The following is a 17,095-nucleotide window of genomic DNA, read 5'->3' on the forward strand; positions in this document are numbered from 1 at the left end:
GCAATGGGGGTTTTTCTTGTATAGCGTTTGCGAAAAGAGCGTCCATTCGGATTCGTGCCTGTACGCAAAAAAGCCGCCCGCAGGCGACTTTCCGCTCTATTCCCATTCCATCCTGGCGCTTATCGGAAGCTTGGCTTCGAATTATAAGAAATTGAGCCTGATCGTTTGTTTTTCTTAGGCGACAAGACACTGCCAAGGCCCATCAAGAAGGTCGGAATGCCTGCTGCGACCAGCACGAGAATCCAATCTTTCCAGCCCAGCGGGACAGTCTTGAAGATCGGCTTCAGCTGATCCACATACATAACGGCCAGCATAAGTACGAGTGAAGAAAGGACAGCCAGCACTAAATATTTATTTTGCAGCGGATTACGGTGAAAAATTGAACGCGAGCTGCGGCAATCGAAGACGTGAATCAACTGCGCCATGACAAGTGTAGCAAAAGCAACGCTTTGCGCTCTAAGCAGCGTCCCTGCATCGTCCGGGTTCCCTCGCAGAATGAGCCAGAAGGCGCCTAATGTACAGACACCGATCAGTATGCCGCGAGAGATGATTTTCCAGCCTAATCGCCTTGCAAAAATATTCTCCTTGGCCGTACGCGGTTTCTGCTGCATCAAATCTTTTTCCGCTTGATCCACGCCAAGCGCCATGGCGGGCAGGCCGTCCGTGACAAGGTTCACCCATAAGATTTGAATCGGCACCAAAGGGAGTGGAAGACCCGCCATCATCGCGATAAACATGGTCATGATTTCACCGACATTGGATGCCAGCAAATAACGAATGAATTTGCGGATATTTTCATAAATGCCTCGCCCTTCTTCAATCGCCGCAACGATTGTGGAGAAATTATCGTCGCTAAGGATCAGGGACGATGCTTCCTTGGACACATCGGTGCCGGTGATTCCCATGGCGATGCCGATATCCGCCGCTTTAATGGCTGGCGCGTCGTTCACGCCGTCGCCTGTCATGGCAACCACATGGCCTTTCCGCTGCAGCGCCTTCACAATACGCAACTTATGCTCAGGTGAAACACGCGCATAGACGTAGGTATCGTCAACTTTCGCATGAAGCTCGTCGTCAGACAATTGTCCGATCTGTTGCCCGCTCATGGAGCTTCCGCTTGCCGGCAGCATGCCAAGCTGCTTCGCGATCGCCTCAGCCGTTGTCTGATGATCGCCTGTGATCATTACCGTCTTAATGCCTGCCTTGCGGCATTTGGAAATCGCATCGCGCACTTCCTTGCGAGGCGGATCAATCATGCCGGTTAATCCTACGAAGACAAGGCTGTTTTCAACATCCTCGTATTCCTCATAACGATCGCTGCTCTTAAGCTCTTTATAAGCAATCCCAAGCACGCGCAGCGCGGATTTGGCCATGCCTTCGTTGGCCGATAGCACTTTTTGCTTTAAGGTCGGCGTGAACGGAATTACTTTGCCATCCCAAAGAATGTAGCTGCAATGCTGGAGGAGAACATCCGGAGCGCCTTTGGTGCAAGCCATTCGGCCTCCCTCATAGGAAACGAGCACCGACATACGTTTGCGTTCCGAATCGAAGGGGAATTCTGCCAGCCGATTAAATCGTTGACTGAGCGATTGCTGTGTGACACCGCTTTTCGCGCTAAGTACGACCAAAGCTCCTTCTGTTGGATCCCCTTTGATGTTCCACACAGAAACGGTGTCATCTTTCCCTTCTTTGCCCTCCTTGCCTTTTTTCCGCTTCTGTTCCTGCTTTTCCTCATACAATGTTGCATTATTGCAGAGCACAGACACTTGCAGCAGCTTGCTCAGCATGACATTTTTTACGACATCTGCGTTTTGTCCGCCCACTCGGATGTCTCCAACAGGCGCATAGCCGTCTCCCGTAACTTCCATCACATCGCCGCCAACCCACAGATGGGTGACGGTCATTTTGTTCTGGGTCAGCGTGCCTGTTTTATCCGAACAAATGACCGAAGCGCAACCAAGCGTTTCCACAGAAGGCAGCTTGCGGACAATCGCTTTGCGCTTAATCATCCGCTGTACGCCAAGCGCGAGTGCGATGGTGACGATTGCCGGCAGCCCTTCAGGAATCGCGGCGACTGCTAAGCTTACACCGGCCAGGAACATGGCATAAGGTGGTTGTCCATGCATAATACCAGCTACAACAACCAGAATCGTAAGTGCGATAGCGACGATAATCAATATTTTGCCAAGCTGCTCCAAACGATGCTGAAGCGGGGTTTCCATCGACTCCGTGTTTTGAATCAAATCCGCGATTTTCCCCATCTCGGTATCCATCCCTGTGCGTACAACGACTGCTTTAGCTGTCCCTCTTGCCACCATCGTGCCCATAAAGCCCAAATTGCGCTGATCCCCCAGCGGCACTTCGACATTAGGCAAAGCGGCAGTCCATTTGCTAACAGGCACCGACTCCCCCGTAAGGGCCGACTCTTCGACGTAAATACCATTCGTTTCCAGGAACCTAACGTCAGCCGGGACCCGATCTCCACTCTCAAGCAGAATAATATCGCCTGGAACAAGATCGCGAGCAGGTATTTGATGAACTGCATTCTCCCTCCACACTCTCGCATTCGGGGCTGACAGCTCTTTAAGTGCGCGTAAAGAACGCTCTGCGCGGAATTCCTGCACAAACCCCAGAACTCCGTTCATCAGAATGATAATGACAATCGTAATCGCATCCAAGTATTCCCCCAGCAAGCCCGAAATCAGAGTCGCCCCCAACAGAACCAGCACCATAAAGTCTTTAAATTGATTCAAGAGCAGTGTAATCGGAGAAATGCGCTGCCCTTCTGAAAGCTCGTTCCTGCCGACAACCTCCTGCCGTTTCAATGCTTCTTCCCAGGGCAATCCTTGCTGCAAACTCACCTGCTGAGACTGCAGAATCTCCTCCGGCGTCATCTGGTACCACGTGTTCTGACTCATTCGCCCTTCTCCCTCCCAATACCCACTTGATCTTTGCTCTCACTTATACGTATTTGTATTCAGACAAGCAGGAAAATATCCCTTTAAACATCTTTCCGACCGAAATGCGCTTAAGTTTTTATGAAAAGTATGGCATGATAGAAGCAAGCACGGTTTCGAACCTAGAATGGAGTTGTATGCATCATGGCTTTAGACGGACTCGTCCTGCACGCGGTTGTTCATGAACTGCAAGCGTGTGTAGGAGGCCGAATCAACAAGATTCACCAGCCTACCCAAAATGACGTCGTTTTACAAATTAGGGCGCAGGGCCAAAATATGAAGCTTCTGCTTTCGGCAAATCCAACGTATCCAAGGATACATGCGACGGATCAGCAGTTTATGAATCCTGTCGAGGCTCCCATGTTCTGCATGCTGCTTCGCAAACACTTTGAGGGCGGCATTATCGAAGCCGTTGAGCAAGTCGGGATGGAGCGCATCCTTCGGATGCAGGTGCGGCATCGCGATGAATTAGGCGACATGAGCACGAAGGTGATCGTCGTCGAAATCATGGGACGCCACAGCAATATTATTTTGATAGATCCAGTAGGGGAAACGATTATTGATGGCATTCATCATGTGACACCGTCCATCAGCTCCTACCGCATTGTCATGCCGGGGAGTCCTTACATCTCGCCTCCTGAGCAAAATAAATACAATCCGCTGAACGTCGATGCCTCCGCCTTCGTCAGCGCCTTTGAAGAAGCTTATTCCGCGGGCGAGCCTGAACAGCGAATAGTCGCAGCCTTTAGCGGGTTAAGTCCTCTCATCGCCAAAGAAATGGTGTATCGAGGCCGCGAGATAGCTAGGCAGCAAGTTGCCGAGGATTTTCTGACTGCATTATGGCAAGCTTTTGAGGGTGTCATGGGCGCAACGCGTCAGCATCGCTATAACCCGGTCATTGTGGAGCAGACGGAGAGCGGCAAGTTATTCTTTGCCATGACGCCGTTAACGCATATAGACGGATCAACCACCTCTTATCCTACAGCCAGCGCATGCCTGGAGCATTATTATGGGGACAAGGCAGAAAGAGATACCGTTAAGCAGCGCGCCAACGATCTCATCCGGTTTTTACAAAATGAAAAAAATAAAAATGTAAAAAAACTCGAAAAGCTACAGGAAACTGTAGCGGAATCCAAAGATGCCGACAAGCACCGGATTCTCGGTGAGCTGCTGACTGCCTCCCTTCATACGATAAAAAGAGGCGACAAAGAGCTCGAAACCGTCAATTACTATGACGAGGAGCAGTCCACAGTTCGAATCACTCTCGATCCGCAACTGACACCTTCGGAGAATGCGCAGCGTTATTTTAAAAAATATACAAAAATGAAAAACAGCACGGCAATCGTCGAAGAGCAAATCGAGCAAACGCATCAGGAAATTGCCTATTTAGGCGCGATCTTGCAGCAGCTGAGCGTAGCGTCCCTGCAAGATATCGAGGAAATTCGCGACGAATTGATGGAGCAAGGTTATATCCGCGACCGCAACAAGAAGCAGCGTAAAAAGAAAAAGCAAGATAAACCCGCTTTGGCCTGCTACGTATCGAGCGATGGCGCGCCCATCTATGTGGGCAAAAATAATACGCAAAACGAATACTTAACAAACCGGCTGGCAAGCTCCATGGATACCTGGCTCCATACGAAAGATATTCCCGGCTCTCACGTCGTGATTCGCAGTGACAGCGTCTCCGAAGAAACCCTGTTGGAAGCAGCTCAGCTAGCCGCTTATTTCAGTCAGGCGAAGCATTCCAGCCAAGTGCCTGTCGATTATACATTCATCAAACATGTGCACAAACCGAATGGATCTAAACCGGGATTCGTGATTTATGTGAATCAGAAAACCCTCTTCGTCACGCCGGATGAAAACAAAATCAGGCAAATGAAAGTTACTGTCAAATAAGCAAAAAGAACAGTCCACGGGGGCTGTTCTTTTTGTTGTCTGCTGATCGTTTAAATAACACTTTCGATCGTGCATCCCTATTTCAATTCCAACTGACGAATGAGTGATGCGAGATATGCCTTCACTTGGTCCTGTAAATCCGGACGTTCTAACGCCATTTGAATCGTGGCTTCGATGTAACCCAGCTTATCACCAACATCGAATCGCTTCGCCTGCATTAAATAAGCGACCATCTGCTGCTGCAGATTCAGTACGCGCAGCGCATCCGTGAGCTGGATTTCGCCGCCTCTGCCAGGCTCTTGCCCTTCGAGAATTTGGAAAATTTCCGGCACGATGATATACCGGCCGATGACCGCCAGATTAGACGGCGCTTGATCGCGATCAGGCTTCTCCACCAAATCACCAATGAGATTGTACCCGTCTAGGCTTCTCTCCGGGGAAACGATCCCGTATTTGCTGACATCTTCCCAAGGAACCTCTTGTACCGCGATAACAGAAGTTTGCGTCTTTTCGTAAATATCAATCATCTGTTTCAGTCCCGGTGGAGAAGATTGCAGAATATCATCGCCAAGCAGAACCGCAAACGGCTCATCCCCGATAAATTTGCGTGCGCACAAAATGGCGTGACCGAGACCGAGCGGCTGCTTTTGGCGAATATAGTGAACATCTGCCAGATTGGAGACGGATTGCACGATCTCCAACAGCTTCGTGTTTCCTTTTTCCTCCAAGGCCATTTCCAATTCTACCGATTTATCAAAATGATCTTCAATAGCGCGCTTGTTGCGCCCCGTTACAATAATAATATCTTCAATTCCGGACGCGATCGCTTCTTCTACGATATATTGAATAGCCGGTTTATCAACAATTGGCAGCATTTCTTTGGGCTGAGCTTTGGTTGCCGGCAAAAATCTGGTTCCAAGTCCTGCTGCGGGTATAATCGCTTTCCGTATTTTTTTCATGAATGAGACTCCTTTTTCTGCTTCAGGCTTTTCAAGACGTCGAGGCCGATTCTTCGTGATCCGATAGGCGCATGGAAAACTACGCCCCCGCGTTCACCATGAAAGTCGGAACCGGCTGTGACGAGAAGACCATAGCGCTCCGCAAGCTGCAAATATCTCGCCTCATCTTCAGGCGAATGATCGGAATGGTACGCTTCGATCCCATCCAGACCTTGTGCGATGATCGCTTCCACGAGCTCATCATCGTGATAAATGCCGGGATGCGCAAGAACCGCAGCTCCACCCGCTTCATGAATCCACTGAATCGCCGTGGCTGGCTCAATGCGAGGCGGATTGGCGAAAGCGGCAGCGCCTTTGCCTAAATAGCGGTCGAACGCCTCACTGATGGAGGCCACGTACCCCTTCTTCAGAAGCACCGCAGCAATGTGTGGTCTCCCCACGGTATCGCCCTTCGTCTTGATGCTCTCTACTTCCAACATCACTTCGTCCAGCGTAATACGTAGACCAAGCTCTTGCAAACGCGCAATGATCATTTCGTTGCGGCGGTCTCTCGTTTCTCTGAGTGACTCCAGCCTTTGAAGAAATTGCGGATCGCTCGTTTGTATGTAATAACCCAGCACGTGAATATCCTGATTGCGGGCCACCGTACTAATCTCAACGCCGGGAACAACCTCAATCCCCAGCTGTTCGCCCGCTTTCAATGCCTCGGCAACCCCTGACACGGTATCGTGATCGGTTATCGCAATGGCCCCTAAGCCTGCATCGAAAGCCATTTGCACATTCGCCGCGGGCTTCTGCGTCCCATCCGAAGCTGTCGTATGCGTATGCAGATCCGCTTCCGTTCTAGAAGTCATGATGATTCCCCTCTCTTTATCATAAATAGAATGTATCAACAGATCATAAAACGAAGAACTGTTTTACGTAAAACCTTACAACCAACGGCTCAAATCTTCCTGCCGCAGGAAGGTCATAAAGCTAACCGCCGAGATCGGCAGCAGCGTCGAATTCAAGTAGATTGCATAGAAGCTGCGTTCAAAGGATATTTGTTCAATTTGCTTCACTTTGAATAAGCCGAGCGTCACCTCATGCTTGACGGACGACTGCGACAAAATTGAAATGCCTAAACCAGCCTCGACAGCTGATTTAATCGCGCCCGTACTGCCCAGTTCCATAGTGATCTTCATGGAATGATAGTCCATGTTTCGGCGAGCGAACTCCTCTTCCATGACCCTTCTTGTCCCAGAGCCTTGTTCACGCAAAACAAAGGGATACTTCATTGCCTCTTCGAACGTAACCACATCCATATCTGCAAGCGGATGATCCGCGGGAACGATCAGTTTCAACTCATCGCTGAGGATGGCTTCCGTATGCACGTCCGGATGATGAATCGGCGCTTCCACCAATCCAAAGTTCAACTGATGGCCAAGAACCTCATCCAAAATTTGTGTCGTATTCATCACTTTCATGGAAACAGAAATGTTGGGATAGTTTTTGCTAAATGGACCCAGCAAACGCGGCAAAATATATTCGCCCATTGTCAGACTTGCTCCCAACTGCAGCCGCCCTTCAATCATCTTGGTAAATATCGACATCGCGACATCCGTTTCGCGAATGAGTTCAATGCTTCGCTTCGCAAAAGGCAGAAGCGCACGCCCTGCTTCAGACAGCTCGATTTTTTTGGTGCTGCGGTGGAACAGCTTAACGCCAAAATAATCCTCCAAAGACTGAACCTGCATCGTCACTGCGGGCTGCGTCATATGAAGCGCTCCGGCTGCAAGAGAAAAGCTGCCCTTCTCTGCAACAGTAAAGAAAATATGTAATTGATGAAAGTTAAGTGCCATCGTCTTCCGCCTCTCTTTGATTCCATTATATGAAAATCCTCGTACCGAGTCCATTGAATGCCCTAAATGAAAAAAGAGCACACCCGTTGAATAGGGCATACTCATAAACTAGTGCAAACTGCCTGATGATCATTATCTCCGCTTTCGGCTATTCTTGATGAGGGTCATGCGGCGAGAATGCCGGAGCCAGGAGTAATACGATTTCAAATCGCGAAGCTCAATGGTCTCGGACATTCTTCCCAAGAAAGTAACAATAATCATTTTATGCAGCGGGTTACCCACAAGATCCGTTTCATTCTCCAGATGCGAGAACTCGGCAACAACAACAAGATCTTCATCAATTAAATACACGTCTTCTTCATTGCGGTAATAGGGTATAATATGATTATTCTTCAGCTTTTCCCACAGAAAAGCGCAAATCTCTTCCAACGAGCCATTTTGTGCGGATACGCGATCGCTCCATCTCAGTTTGGCATGATTCGTGATCACGATATCTGCCACTTTCTTATCACCTAGTTGAACGAAAAATGGTTCATAAGTACTCCATCTTCCCATTGCTTTGTCTTTCATGATCACAACCCCTCTCCTACTAAAATGGGACCGAATACCTATTCCCTGTGCATTGTAAGTTTTATTTTACTAGATCGTCATTTAATTTTCCATGTGAGAAATTATAAATTTATTAATGTTTATTTGTAAAATCATGAAAAAATGCTTATTTTCTAAAAATTCTAAAAAATAAAAAAGCTTCTTTCGAAGCTTTCGTTTTGCACTGCAGCCTCAAAGGGTGTAAAATCTAGTTTTGTCCGGCATATCACTACTGTATTCGGTTTTAATTTCGTTGCGATACGACCGTTCTACTTTCTTTACGTACGGGAGCTTCTGAAGGTTTCGCATGGTCTCGTCCAAGCGGCTGGCATGTATATAAAGTACGGCGTAATTCATTTTTTTGGAAATATAATGGAGTGAGCCGAATCGTTCCAGGTTTCTGGCCGCTTTCGTATCGTTCACCCATACAATTAATCCGCTTCGCTCAATCATCATGATTTCAACCTCTTTCCAAATAAATCCTACTGTGGAGTGAACCTAACACATGAAGCCATCTGACACCATCGTTCGCGTTTACCGCGGCAACATAACTGAAAGCATACACCGCGTGCATCTCGCGGTGGTCAATACCGAAGGGACGCTGCTGCACAAAGCCGGCGACCCGCACCTGCTTACTTTCGCCCGTTCCACGGCGAAGCTCATCCAAGCGCTGCCGGTCATCGAATCCGGCGCGGCCGGTCATTTCGGCCTTGGCGAGGCAGAAATTGCCCTAATCTGCGCTTCCCACAACGGGGAAGCCGAGCACGTGGACGCGGCCCAGGGCATACTGGGCAAGCTGGGTTTCACGCCGGAGCACCTCCAGTGCGGCGCTCACGATCCTTACCATCCGCCGACAGCGCAGGCGATGCGGGAGCGGGGCGAAGCCCCGACAACCTTGCACAATAACTGCTCAGGCAAGCACTCCGGTATGCTGGCACTGACCGCACATCTCGGAGCAGCTCCAGAAACGTATATGCACATCGAGCATCCGGTACAGCAATTGATGCTGGAAGCCGTATGCGGGATGTCCGGTGTGCCAAAAGAAAAAATGCAGCTCGGCATCGATGGCTGCGGCGTTCCCGTATTCGGCATGCCCCTCGATCGGCTGGCTTTAGCGTTTGCGAGGCTCGGTTCGCCGAATGGATTGCCAGCGCCACGTGCAAACGCTTGCCAAAAAATTGTCAGCGCTGTGCGCAAATATCCTCAATACCTCGCAGGAAGCGATCGCTTCGACACGCGATTAATCGAGGTGACGGGCGGACGAATGATCGGAAAGATGGGAGCGGAAGGCATCTTCGCGCTATCCATTCCCGAGCAAGCCATTGGCTTCGTCCTCAAGGTCGAGGATGGCAATCAACGCGCTATGTATCCGGCTGTGGTCGAAGCGCTTAAACAGCTTGGCCATCTTCAGGAATCCGAGGTTAGCGAGCTTGCTGTCTATCATACGCCTACCCTGCATAACTGGCAAGGAACCGAGGTCGGAAGCATCCGACCCGATTTCCTGCTCTAAGATAGTCGCTACAGAAACCACTGTCAGTAGATTATAAGCTTATCCGCAGTTACCGCTGCAGCTTCCACCGGAGCTGCAGCCTTTTCCCGTTGGGAGCGGGTTGTTGCTAGGCACTTTAATTGTTTCGGACACCGCATGCGCGATGGTTGATGATACCGTAAACAGCAAATCGTCCAAGCGATCCTCCGCTTCCTTGAAGCGGCGAACAGCTTCAACCGCGTGCAATTTCTCCTGTACTTCGTTCACTGCCGCAAGCGCTTCATGGTAGCTCGGATGATAATGCCCGAAACGTTCGCACTCTTCGAATGCATCTTTTTTTCTCGCAAAAACAGCTTTCAGATCGCGAACCTCCGCGCTGCTTTCAACAGCCGTCTTCCAATATAAGTAATCTGCAACTTCCGCAGAAGAATTAATCATATCACCCATGTCATAGGCCTGCATGAGAATAGCCGACATATCCAGTGTTTCCATTTCCATTTCCATCGTGCTCATACTGCTGTCAACATCCTTCCCTTCTGAGTGTATAACATTCTCTATCATACCATAGTTCTTAAAGAGTTTCTCTCTTTTCTTCATCATTAATTCCCGGCAAGATAAGTTTCATCTCCTCCCAATCGTCACTATGAAGCGTGATCTCTTGGCAGCCTTCCACTCCCCTTAACGTCCAGCCAGAACGTTCTTCGTGAATGGCTTTGGGAATGACGGAGCGATCCCTCCCTTGTTGACGAAGCTGCAAGCGGCTATTCCACTCAATCGCTTTCCGAATCATTTCTTTGCGCGTAGACCCGTGATAGTCCCTGAACTCCTTTAACCATAAGGGAGGAATATCCCCCATATTCGGATACAAATCATCACAGTTGGGCAATTCCCGCTCTATGTCATACAACTGAAGTGAATCACGGGAATAAAACAAACCCTGCGGCTTGGCTTTAATTGTGTCCGGTTCTGATAGATCGTCCTTATTTAAGAAAGCAGTTTTAGTCCTGGCATCCTGTCCTGCAGCTCGCCGCGGATGATACCCAATCTGATCTAAAACCTTTTTAACTGTAGGAAGATGCTCAGGTTGGATAATGAAATCCAATGCGCCCAACCTATTTTGCAAAAAAGGACTGCTCTTTTCATTCCTGATAAGCGCATCAGCTATATCGGAGGACTCGCACCGGAGCAGGGTTACCTCTTCCACATATAGTTTGCCGGCTTGCCTCCCCCATTGCTGCAAGGTCATCGAGAGATGTTCGGGCACGCCGTAGCAAGCATGTGTTTGTAGAATGTGAAGAATGTATTCGCTCTTCATTCCGCTTTCTATCGCGCGGTGAAAGCTATCTTTCGTCATCCGATACGTCCGGACGAGATCGGAGGTTTGAAGTTCGGCGAAAGCCGCAATTTCCCATTCAAGATGATGCGGGACGTCGGGAGGCAGCAGCAGCTCGAAATCGGGTTGTACATATAGATTTGGTTGGACAAGGGAAGAAGTCTCCAGGCAGTCCTCGCAATTTTCTCTCGTTGATTCATTTGCAGGACCTTTTGCAATCTGCCATCGGAACCACATAAGGCCTTGTTCATCCTTTGCAAGCTCCAGCCAACCGAAAAGGCATAGAGGCTCTATCCATTGCTCCATAAGCCCTTTATAAATGGCTTCCTGATTCATCTTGGGGCTTGCAGCAAGGATGCAGCTAGCAATTCCTGAAACAACATCCTCCAGCCGATACCAGAGATGGCTTGCGGTCTGGTCCATTAGCAAAATTCCATGCTGCAACCAAACTGGTGCAGGCATCACCAATTGTCGCCATATCCCGTATAGATGAGCTTGCTGCTCTTCATAGGGGGTGTGCAGCCACTGAAAGAGCATAGGCCTGTTAATCTGGTAATGAGTACCTTCATGCATGAAAATTTGGAGACGGATGGCCATTTCAAGCAAAATGGCTGTTCCTTCGTTATACACATCTCGAAAGGCATAAGAAAGCCCCGCGGCAATCATCGTCTGCGGAGGTATGACGAGGTGGTCTGACAGCTTTTGCAGCTGTTTTTTATGCAGGGTTCCTTTGGCTGTCAAGGTCAGCGGTGTCTGCTGATAACTAGCCACAAGAAAATGAAACAATTGCTGAGCTATCCCTCTTGGGTTGGCAGAGGCTGTCTCCTGCAGGATCAATCCACTTTCTTCCGCGAGGGTCTGAAGCCTGATTTCTGGGTTCAGGAGAGGAGCCCATACCCTAAATCCATCCTCAGGCAGCGCAAATAGCTGTTCTCCCCACGCCTTGCGAAACGCTGCGATGACCCCAGACCTTCTCAGACCTGTAAGTGCCATTTTCACTTCCGCGCCTGACAACAGGTGCCCCGCCTGCTGATCTAACTTCTCTTGGGTAAATGGCTCTGATCCAAAAGCGGATACGATGAGGTGAAGCGTTTGTGTTTCAGCCTTTGACATATGTCTCTGCAACAATGTTCTAAGATGGGGTTCATCTGTCAGAAGCGTCCATAGCTCCTTCCCTTGCTCAATCCACGGTCTGCACCATACCTGTTCGTAAATCAGCTCCCGTAAAGGCTCAGACATTTTCTTGACAATGTGCTCGTACCTCATCTTTGTTCTCCTTCCTCCTGCAGCTGTTCAGAGCCCCAAGGGCTTATGCAATATTGATAACCTTGCTCAACGAGGAACAGCTGTCGCTTGATTGCGAAATCCTGTTCCTTCGTATCCTCGCTAATGAGTGTGTAGAACACAGCTGAGTTGGCACCGCTTCGTTTGGGACGAAGAATTCGCCCCAGTCGCTGCGCTTCCTCTTGTCTGGATCCATAGCTGCCAGAAACCTGGATGGCAACTGCAGCATCAGGCAAATCCACAGCAAAATTAGCAACTTTCGAAACGATCAAGAGCGACAGACTTCCTTCCTTAAAACACTGATACAGTTTCTCACGCTCATCATGCGCCATCCTGCCACTGATTAAAGGAGCGCCCGTGTGTGCTGCAATTTGTTCGAGTTGATCAATATATTGACCAATGACTAATATTTGCTCGGACGCATGCAAGCGGAGCAAATGATCAATCGCTTCCTGCTTGGCGGCATTTTCTCCGGCAATTCGAAACTGCTGCCTGCTGCCAGACATCCCGTACCGATCGCGATCTGGCTCGGATAGCGGGACTCGAATTTCCCGGCAAGTTACCTTCGCAAGCCATCCCTTGGACTCGAGCTCCTTCCATGCCATCTCATACCTCTTGGGACCTACGAGAGAGAATACGTCTTCTTCCCGGCCGTCTTCGCGTATTAAGGTAGCCGTTAAGCCAAGCCTGCGGGTTGCTTGAATATCCGCCGTAGCACGAAATACGGGTGCTGGCAACAGATGGACCTCGTCGTAAATGATCAATCCCCATTCTCTTTCATTAAATAAACGCATATGGAAAAACTCCTCATCCTTCCTCCCACGATGCGTTAATATCTGATACGTCGCTATTGTAATCGGCCTCACATCTTTACAAGTTCCGTTATACTCGCCAACCTGTTCCTCTGTCAGCCCTGTTTTCTCCAAAATTTCTCGCTTCCACTGACGCACCGATGTCACATTGGACGTAAGAATGAGTGTTGCGCAGTTGCATTGGGCCATTGCGGCAATACCAATGACCGTCTTCCCCGCCCCGCAAGGCAGCACCAATACGCCGCTGCCCAAACTTCTGCCATCTCCAATACGCCCAAAAGCATCAACAGCCTGCTTCTGATAATCGCGCAGCTGAAACGGAGTTTCGACCTGACTGCTATGATCGTTAAGCGAAATATCCACATATTCCCCGCTGCGATAGTCGGCCAAATCCTCAACTGGATACCCCAGTTTCGTAAGCTCCTGTTTCAAAAGCCCTCGATTAGCGGGCGAAACAGCAATAGCCCGTTCGCCCCGGGTATCTTGCAAATAACTTTGCATCTCATCCAGCAGAGAGATTTCTTTTAGTACAACCGTATCGTCACTGACAAGGTACAGCTCATGTCCGACGTTTTCCATACGCAGCAGGCCATAGCGCTTTAAATATTTCCGGATGCTGCTTAATACCGCAGAAGGCACGCCAAATTTGGCATAGTGTTGCAAAAAGAGAGTCATTTCTCCGATCGGCATCCCTGCGGCAGCAGCATTCCACAGTGATAATGGCGTTATGCGATATGTATGAAGATGTTCAGGGCTTTTGATCAAATCAGCAAACCGGGAAAGTGTGCTTCGTACGGTTTCGAATTCAGGATGATGTGTCTCTAGCAGCACAGACAAATCGCTTTGCACAATCATAGGCTGAGCAGGATTCCCATTCATTTGTGTCTACCTCGCTTCATACGTTGTTGCTTTTTCCTAGTATGAAAGGAAAGCTCTTGATTTAAACATCGCTCCCGTGCTAACGTCAATCGTGATGCACAAGTCAAACTTAAAAGGGAGAAGCAGCATGCGTACATGGATCATTGTTCTCAGTCTGTTCATGATGTTCTCAATTACAGCAGGATGCGCCAGCAAACCGACATCTTCAACCGGCCGGGAACGCGTTACAGTAGAGCGCATCGTAGACGGTGACACGTTTGAGGCAACATTGAAAGGAAAGAAAGAAAAAGTGCGGTTAATCGGTGTGGATACGCCAGAAACGAAGAAGCCGAATACGCCTGTCATGTTTTATGGCAAAGAGGCAAGCGCCTATACGAAAAAACGATTGGAGAAACAAACGGTCGAACTCGAATACGATGTGGAGAAAAAAGATCGATATGACCGCATCCTTGCCTATGTGTGGATCGGGGATGAGCTATTAAACCGCACGCTTATACAAGAGGGTTATGCCCGAATGGCTACTTTTCCGCCGAACGTCAAATACGTTGACGCCTTTAAGAAAGACCAAGAAGAAGCTCGCAATAAAAAGAAAGGTTTGTGGAAGGATTACGAACATGCCTTCGATACGAAGAAGTAGCAGCTTACCGCGGAGGCAGTCATTATTGCTCTTATATGAATGCAAAAAAGGGCAGAGAGCGGAATCGCCGCTACACTACCCGAGGTTTAAGGAGCTGCCTTGCCTTTAGTTGCCCTGAACAGACTATTCTACCCGTACGGCTTGCTGTTGGGCCAGCAAACAAAGCTCTGCCGCCTTGAACGCATGCTCCTGCGTCATTGCATTTTCTGTACGATGCAAACAATCTAGAATCAATTGGCCGAAGAATGGAAAGCCTACTTGCCCACGCAGGCTGTAGTGCTTTTCGCCTTGCTGGTTAACCAAATAGAGGTGATCCCCTGCTGCATCCCGTGCGATATCAATATATTTCCGCAGCTCTATATAGCCTTCCGTCCCCAAGATAAGGGTACGTCCATCTCCCCATGTACCGAGACCCTTCGGCGTCAACCAATCCACGCGGAAATAGTTCGTTGCTCCATTGTCGCCAATCAGCGTGGCATCGCCGTAATCCTCAAGCTCCGGATACTCCTTGCTGTTGTAATTCGCCACTTTACTGCTTGCAATTTTCGCATCCTTACACCCTGCGTAATAGAGAAATTGTTCGATCTGATGACTCCCGATATCGCATAGAATCCCGCCGTAATTGTCTTTCTTGAAAAACCAGTCTGGCCGAGACGGCGCATTCAGACGATGCGGCCCAAGTCCCATCACTTGTACAACACGGCCGATTGCTCCTTCATGAATAAGCTGCCCTGCAAAAACGGCGCTCTCCACATGCAGCCGTTCACTGAAATACACAGCGTATTTCTTGCCAGTTTCAGTAACCTTCTTCTTTGCGGCAGCGAGCTGATCAATCGACGTAAAAGGCGTTTTATCCGTGAAATAATCCTTACCATGATCCATGACACGCATGCCTAATGCCCCGCGCTCTGAGGGAACTGCCGCCCCTGCAACAAGTCGGACCTCCGCATCCTGCAAAATTTGCTGCTCCGACGACGCCGCTTGAACTTGCGGATACGTCTTGCAGAACGCTTCCACCTTAGCGGGGTCTGGATCGTACACCCACTTCAGTTCTGCGCCTGCCTCCAGCAGACCATTGCACATGCCGTAGATGTGGCCGTGATCCAAGCCGATAGCCGAGAATATGAACTCTCCTTTATTCACAACCGCATTCGGCTTTCCTATTGGCGCGTAATTCATGCCATCGCTCTTCTGCATTCGTTAACACTCCCAACCATTTAAGTTTATTCGTTGATCTGCTGCTCGCTCGCTACTATACGTCGAGGGTTTGATAAACGGATTCTTTCTTGGCCTTCGACTGATTGATCTGCTCCTGCAGGTGTTGCTCGAATAATTCTTCATCAATCGGCAGATCCACCCAGTTATCCGTCCATGTCGAGAGCAGCATTGCATTGGAAAGCATCAGCCCTTTAATGCCTTCTTCACCTGGAGCAACGAGTGGGGTTCCGTGGAGAATAGCATCAACCCAGTTTTGAGTTATGCCTTTATGTCCAGTCTCTTGACCTTCAATTGGAATTTCGCATTTCCAGCATTCCGGCTGTCCGAAACCGCCAGTGAATGTTTCATTGAACTCTCTTTCAGATACACGCAGGCGCCAGAATGTCAGCTTCCCGTCCTCGATGACAATTTTGCCGCGATCTCCGGAAAGCTCAAAACGATTCGTCCCAGGCGCTTCACCCGTTGTGGTCACGAACAGGCCTGTGGCTCCGTTTTCATACTCTACGAAAGCAGTTACATCATCTTCCACTTCAATATCGCGATGTTTGCCGAAGTAGCAGAAAGCACGCACTCGTTTCGGCATCATATCAATCGTCCACTGCCATAAATCCAACTGATGCGGATCTTGATTAATGAGGACGCCTCCGCCTTCACCTGCCCATGTTGCACGCCAGCCGCCTGAATTATAGTAGCTTTGCGAGCGATACCAATTCGTAATAATCCAATTCGTTCTGCGGATTTCGCCGAGTTCGCCGGAAGCTACAAGATCCTTTAGTTTTTTATAAAGCGGATTCGTCCTCTGATTGTACATCATGCTGAAAATTTCACCGGATATTTTCGCGGCATCATTCATTTCACGAACTTGCTTGGTGTAAACGCCTGCCGGTTTCTCGCATAGGACATGAAGACCGCTGCGGAACGCCTTAATCGCTACCTCCGGATGATCGTAATGCGGCGTTGCAATCAGAACTCCGTCGATGGCAGCCGAAGCAAAGAAATCGTCAAGATTATCAAATAATAGAACGCTTTCGCCCAAATTTTCCTTAGCCCACTTTAAACGGTCGGGCCTCATTTCGCAGACGGCCGTCAAAGCAGCTCCCTTTACTTCCTGATTCACCAAATATTTAGCATGTCCAGTTCCCATATTGCCAAGACCAATGATACCGATCCGTACTTTTTCCATATCAAATTCACCTTTTTCT

At 49.2% G+C, this 17,095-nt stretch carries 14 protein-coding genes; 3 read left to right on the forward strand and 11 right to left on the reverse strand.

Going from position 1 to position 17,095, the window contains the following annotated elements:
* Window positions 1–119: 119 nt before the first annotated feature.
* On the reverse strand, window positions 120–2,918 hold the full coding sequence (locus ABRS97_RS01465; RefSeq protein ID WP_367811116.1) for a calcium-translocating P-type ATPase, SERCA-type: 2,799 nt from the start codon (window positions 2,916–2,918) through the stop codon (window positions 120–122).
* Between the two features lie 183 nt (window positions 2,919–3,101).
* Here ABRS97_RS01465 and ABRS97_RS01470 point away from each other — a divergent pair, with 183 nt between their 5' ends.
* Window positions 3,102–4,853 carry an Rqc2 family fibronectin-binding protein gene (locus ABRS97_RS01470; protein ID WP_367811117.1) on the forward strand — a complete coding sequence of 584 codons (1,752 nt, stop codon included), beginning with the start codon at window positions 3,102–3,104 and terminating at the stop codon, window positions 4,851–4,853.
* A gap of 77 nt (window positions 4,854–4,930) precedes the next feature.
* On the opposite strand, the gene galU is transcribed toward ABRS97_RS01470, so the two are convergent.
* From galU to ABRS97_RS01495, 5 genes are all read right to left on the reverse strand, one after another.
* The gene (gene galU / locus ABRS97_RS01475) at window positions 4,931–5,812 is read right to left on the reverse strand and encodes a UTP--glucose-1-phosphate uridylyltransferase GalU (RefSeq protein ID WP_367811118.1); all 882 of its coding nucleotides are present in this window, start codon (window positions 5,810–5,812) and stop codon (window positions 4,931–4,933) included.
* Window positions 5,809–6,666, reverse strand: a complete 858-nt coding sequence (locus ABRS97_RS01480; RefSeq protein WP_367811119.1) for a PHP domain-containing protein — start codon at window positions 6,664–6,666, stop codon at window positions 5,809–5,811. Before ABRS97_RS01480 ends, galU begins: the two co-directional genes overlap by 4 nt.
* 75 nt (window positions 6,667–6,741) lie before the next feature.
* Complete coding sequence (locus ABRS97_RS01485; RefSeq protein ID WP_367811120.1) at window positions 6,742–7,653, reverse strand: selenium metabolism-associated LysR family transcriptional regulator; 912 nt, start codon at window positions 7,651–7,653, stop codon at window positions 6,742–6,744.
* 132 nt (window positions 7,654–7,785) lie between these two features.
* A complete protein-coding gene (locus tag ABRS97_RS01490) occupies window positions 7,786–8,223 on the reverse strand; it encodes a hypothetical protein (RefSeq protein WP_367811121.1) in 438 nt (145 codons plus the stop codon).
* 210 nt (window positions 8,224–8,433) lie between these two features.
* A complete protein-coding gene (locus ABRS97_RS01495) occupies window positions 8,434–8,697 on the reverse strand; it encodes a YlbG family protein (RefSeq protein WP_367811122.1) in 264 nt (87 codons plus the stop codon).
* Between the two features lie 49 nt (window positions 8,698–8,746).
* On the opposite strand from ABRS97_RS01495, the gene ABRS97_RS01500 reads away from it, so the two are divergent.
* Window positions 8,747–9,751, forward strand: a complete 1,005-nt coding sequence (locus ABRS97_RS01500) for an asparaginase (RefSeq protein ID WP_367811123.1) — start codon at window positions 8,747–8,749, stop codon at window positions 9,749–9,751.
* 39 nt (window positions 9,752–9,790) lie between these two features.
* Here ABRS97_RS01500 and ABRS97_RS01505 read toward each other — a convergent pair whose 3' ends face one another.
* The 3 genes from ABRS97_RS01505 to ABRS97_RS01515 are packed head-to-tail and all read right to left on the reverse strand — an operon-like array spanning window position 9,791 to window position 14,038.
* Complete coding sequence (locus ABRS97_RS01505; protein ID WP_367811124.1) at window positions 9,791–10,243, reverse strand: YlbF/YmcA family competence regulator; 453 nt, start codon at window positions 10,241–10,243, stop codon at window positions 9,791–9,793.
* A 58-nt stretch (window positions 10,244–10,301) separates the two neighbouring features.
* Complete coding sequence (locus ABRS97_RS01510) at window positions 10,302–12,329, reverse strand: helicase-associated domain-containing protein (protein ID WP_367811125.1); 2,028 nt, start codon at window positions 12,327–12,329, stop codon at window positions 10,302–10,304.
* A complete protein-coding gene (locus ABRS97_RS01515) occupies window positions 12,326–14,038 on the reverse strand; it encodes a DNA repair helicase XPB (RefSeq protein ID WP_367811126.1) in 1,713 nt (570 codons plus the stop codon). The genes ABRS97_RS01510 and ABRS97_RS01515 overlap by 4 nt, the downstream gene beginning before the upstream one ends.
* Before the next feature lie 127 nt (window positions 14,039–14,165).
* Here ABRS97_RS01515 and ABRS97_RS01520 point away from each other — a divergent pair, with 127 nt between their 5' ends.
* Window positions 14,166–14,675, forward strand: coding sequence for a thermonuclease family protein (locus tag ABRS97_RS01520; RefSeq protein WP_367811127.1), 510 nt, complete (start codon window positions 14,166–14,168; stop codon window positions 14,673–14,675).
* 123 nt (window positions 14,676–14,798) lie between these two features.
* On the opposite strand, the gene ABRS97_RS01525 is transcribed toward ABRS97_RS01520, so the two are convergent.
* Together ABRS97_RS01525 and ABRS97_RS01530 are read right to left on the reverse strand one after the other, a co-directional pair.
* On the reverse strand, window positions 14,799–15,872 hold the full coding sequence (locus tag ABRS97_RS01525; protein ID WP_367811128.1) for a Gfo/Idh/MocA family protein: 1,074 nt from the start codon (window positions 15,870–15,872) through the stop codon (window positions 14,799–14,801).
* 55 nt (window positions 15,873–15,927) lie between these two features.
* The gene (locus tag ABRS97_RS01530; protein ID WP_367811129.1) at window positions 15,928–17,076 is read right to left on the reverse strand and encodes a Gfo/Idh/MocA family protein; all 1,149 of its coding nucleotides are present in this window, start codon (window positions 17,074–17,076) and stop codon (window positions 15,928–15,930) included.
* Between the last annotated feature and the right edge of the window lie 19 nt (window positions 17,077–17,095).

It is taken from the genome of Paenibacillus tabacirhizosphaerae (genome assembly GCF_040812395.1).
Taxonomy (GTDB): domain Bacteria; phylum Bacillota; class Bacilli; order Paenibacillales; family NBRC-103111; genus Paenibacillus_E.

Excerpts from the sequence above, each read along its gene's own strand:
- ABRS97_RS01525 (WP_367811128.1), bottom strand. The coding sequence starts at position 15,872 with ATGCAGAAGAGCGATGGCATGAATTACGCGCCAATAGGAAAGCCGAAT.
- galU (WP_367811118.1), bottom strand. The coding sequence starts at position 5,812 with ATGAAAAAAATACGGAAAGCGATTATACCCGCAGCAGGACTTGGAACC.
- ABRS97_RS01480 (WP_367811119.1), bottom strand. The coding sequence starts at position 6,666 with ATGACTTCTAGAACGGAAGCGGATCTGCATACGCATACGACAGCTTCG.
- ABRS97_RS01510 (WP_367811125.1), bottom strand. The coding sequence starts at position 12,329 with ATGAGGTACGAGCACATTGTCAAGAAAATGTCTGAGCCTTTACGGGAG.
- ABRS97_RS01520 (WP_367811127.1), top strand. The coding sequence starts at position 14,166 with ATGCGTACATGGATCATTGTTCTCAGTCTGTTCATGATGTTCTCAATT.
- ABRS97_RS01465 (WP_367811116.1), bottom strand. The coding sequence starts at position 2,918 with ATGAGTCAGAACACGTGGTACCAGATGACGCCGGAGGAGATTCTGCAG.
- ABRS97_RS01490 (WP_367811121.1), bottom strand. The coding sequence starts at position 8,223 with ATGAAAGACAAAGCAATGGGAAGATGGAGTACTTATGAACCATTTTTC.
- ABRS97_RS01515 (WP_367811126.1), bottom strand. The coding sequence starts at position 14,038 with ATGAATGGGAATCCTGCTCAGCCTATGATTGTGCAAAGCGATTTGTCT.
- ABRS97_RS01530 (WP_367811129.1), bottom strand. The coding sequence starts at position 17,076 with ATGGAAAAAGTACGGATCGGTATCATTGGTCTTGGCAATATGGGAACT.
- ABRS97_RS01495 (WP_367811122.1), bottom strand. The coding sequence starts at position 8,697 with ATGATGATTGAGCGAAGCGGATTAATTGTATGGGTGAACGATACGAAA.
- ABRS97_RS01470 (WP_367811117.1), top strand. The coding sequence starts at position 3,102 with ATGGCTTTAGACGGACTCGTCCTGCACGCGGTTGTTCATGAACTGCAA.
- ABRS97_RS01500 (WP_367811123.1), top strand. The coding sequence starts at position 8,747 with ATGAAGCCATCTGACACCATCGTTCGCGTTTACCGCGGCAACATAACT.
- ABRS97_RS01485 (WP_367811120.1), bottom strand. The coding sequence starts at position 7,653 with ATGGCACTTAACTTTCATCAATTACATATTTTCTTTACTGTTGCAGAG.
- ABRS97_RS01505 (WP_367811124.1), bottom strand. The coding sequence starts at position 10,243 with ATGAGCACGATGGAAATGGAAATGGAAACACTGGATATGTCGGCTATT.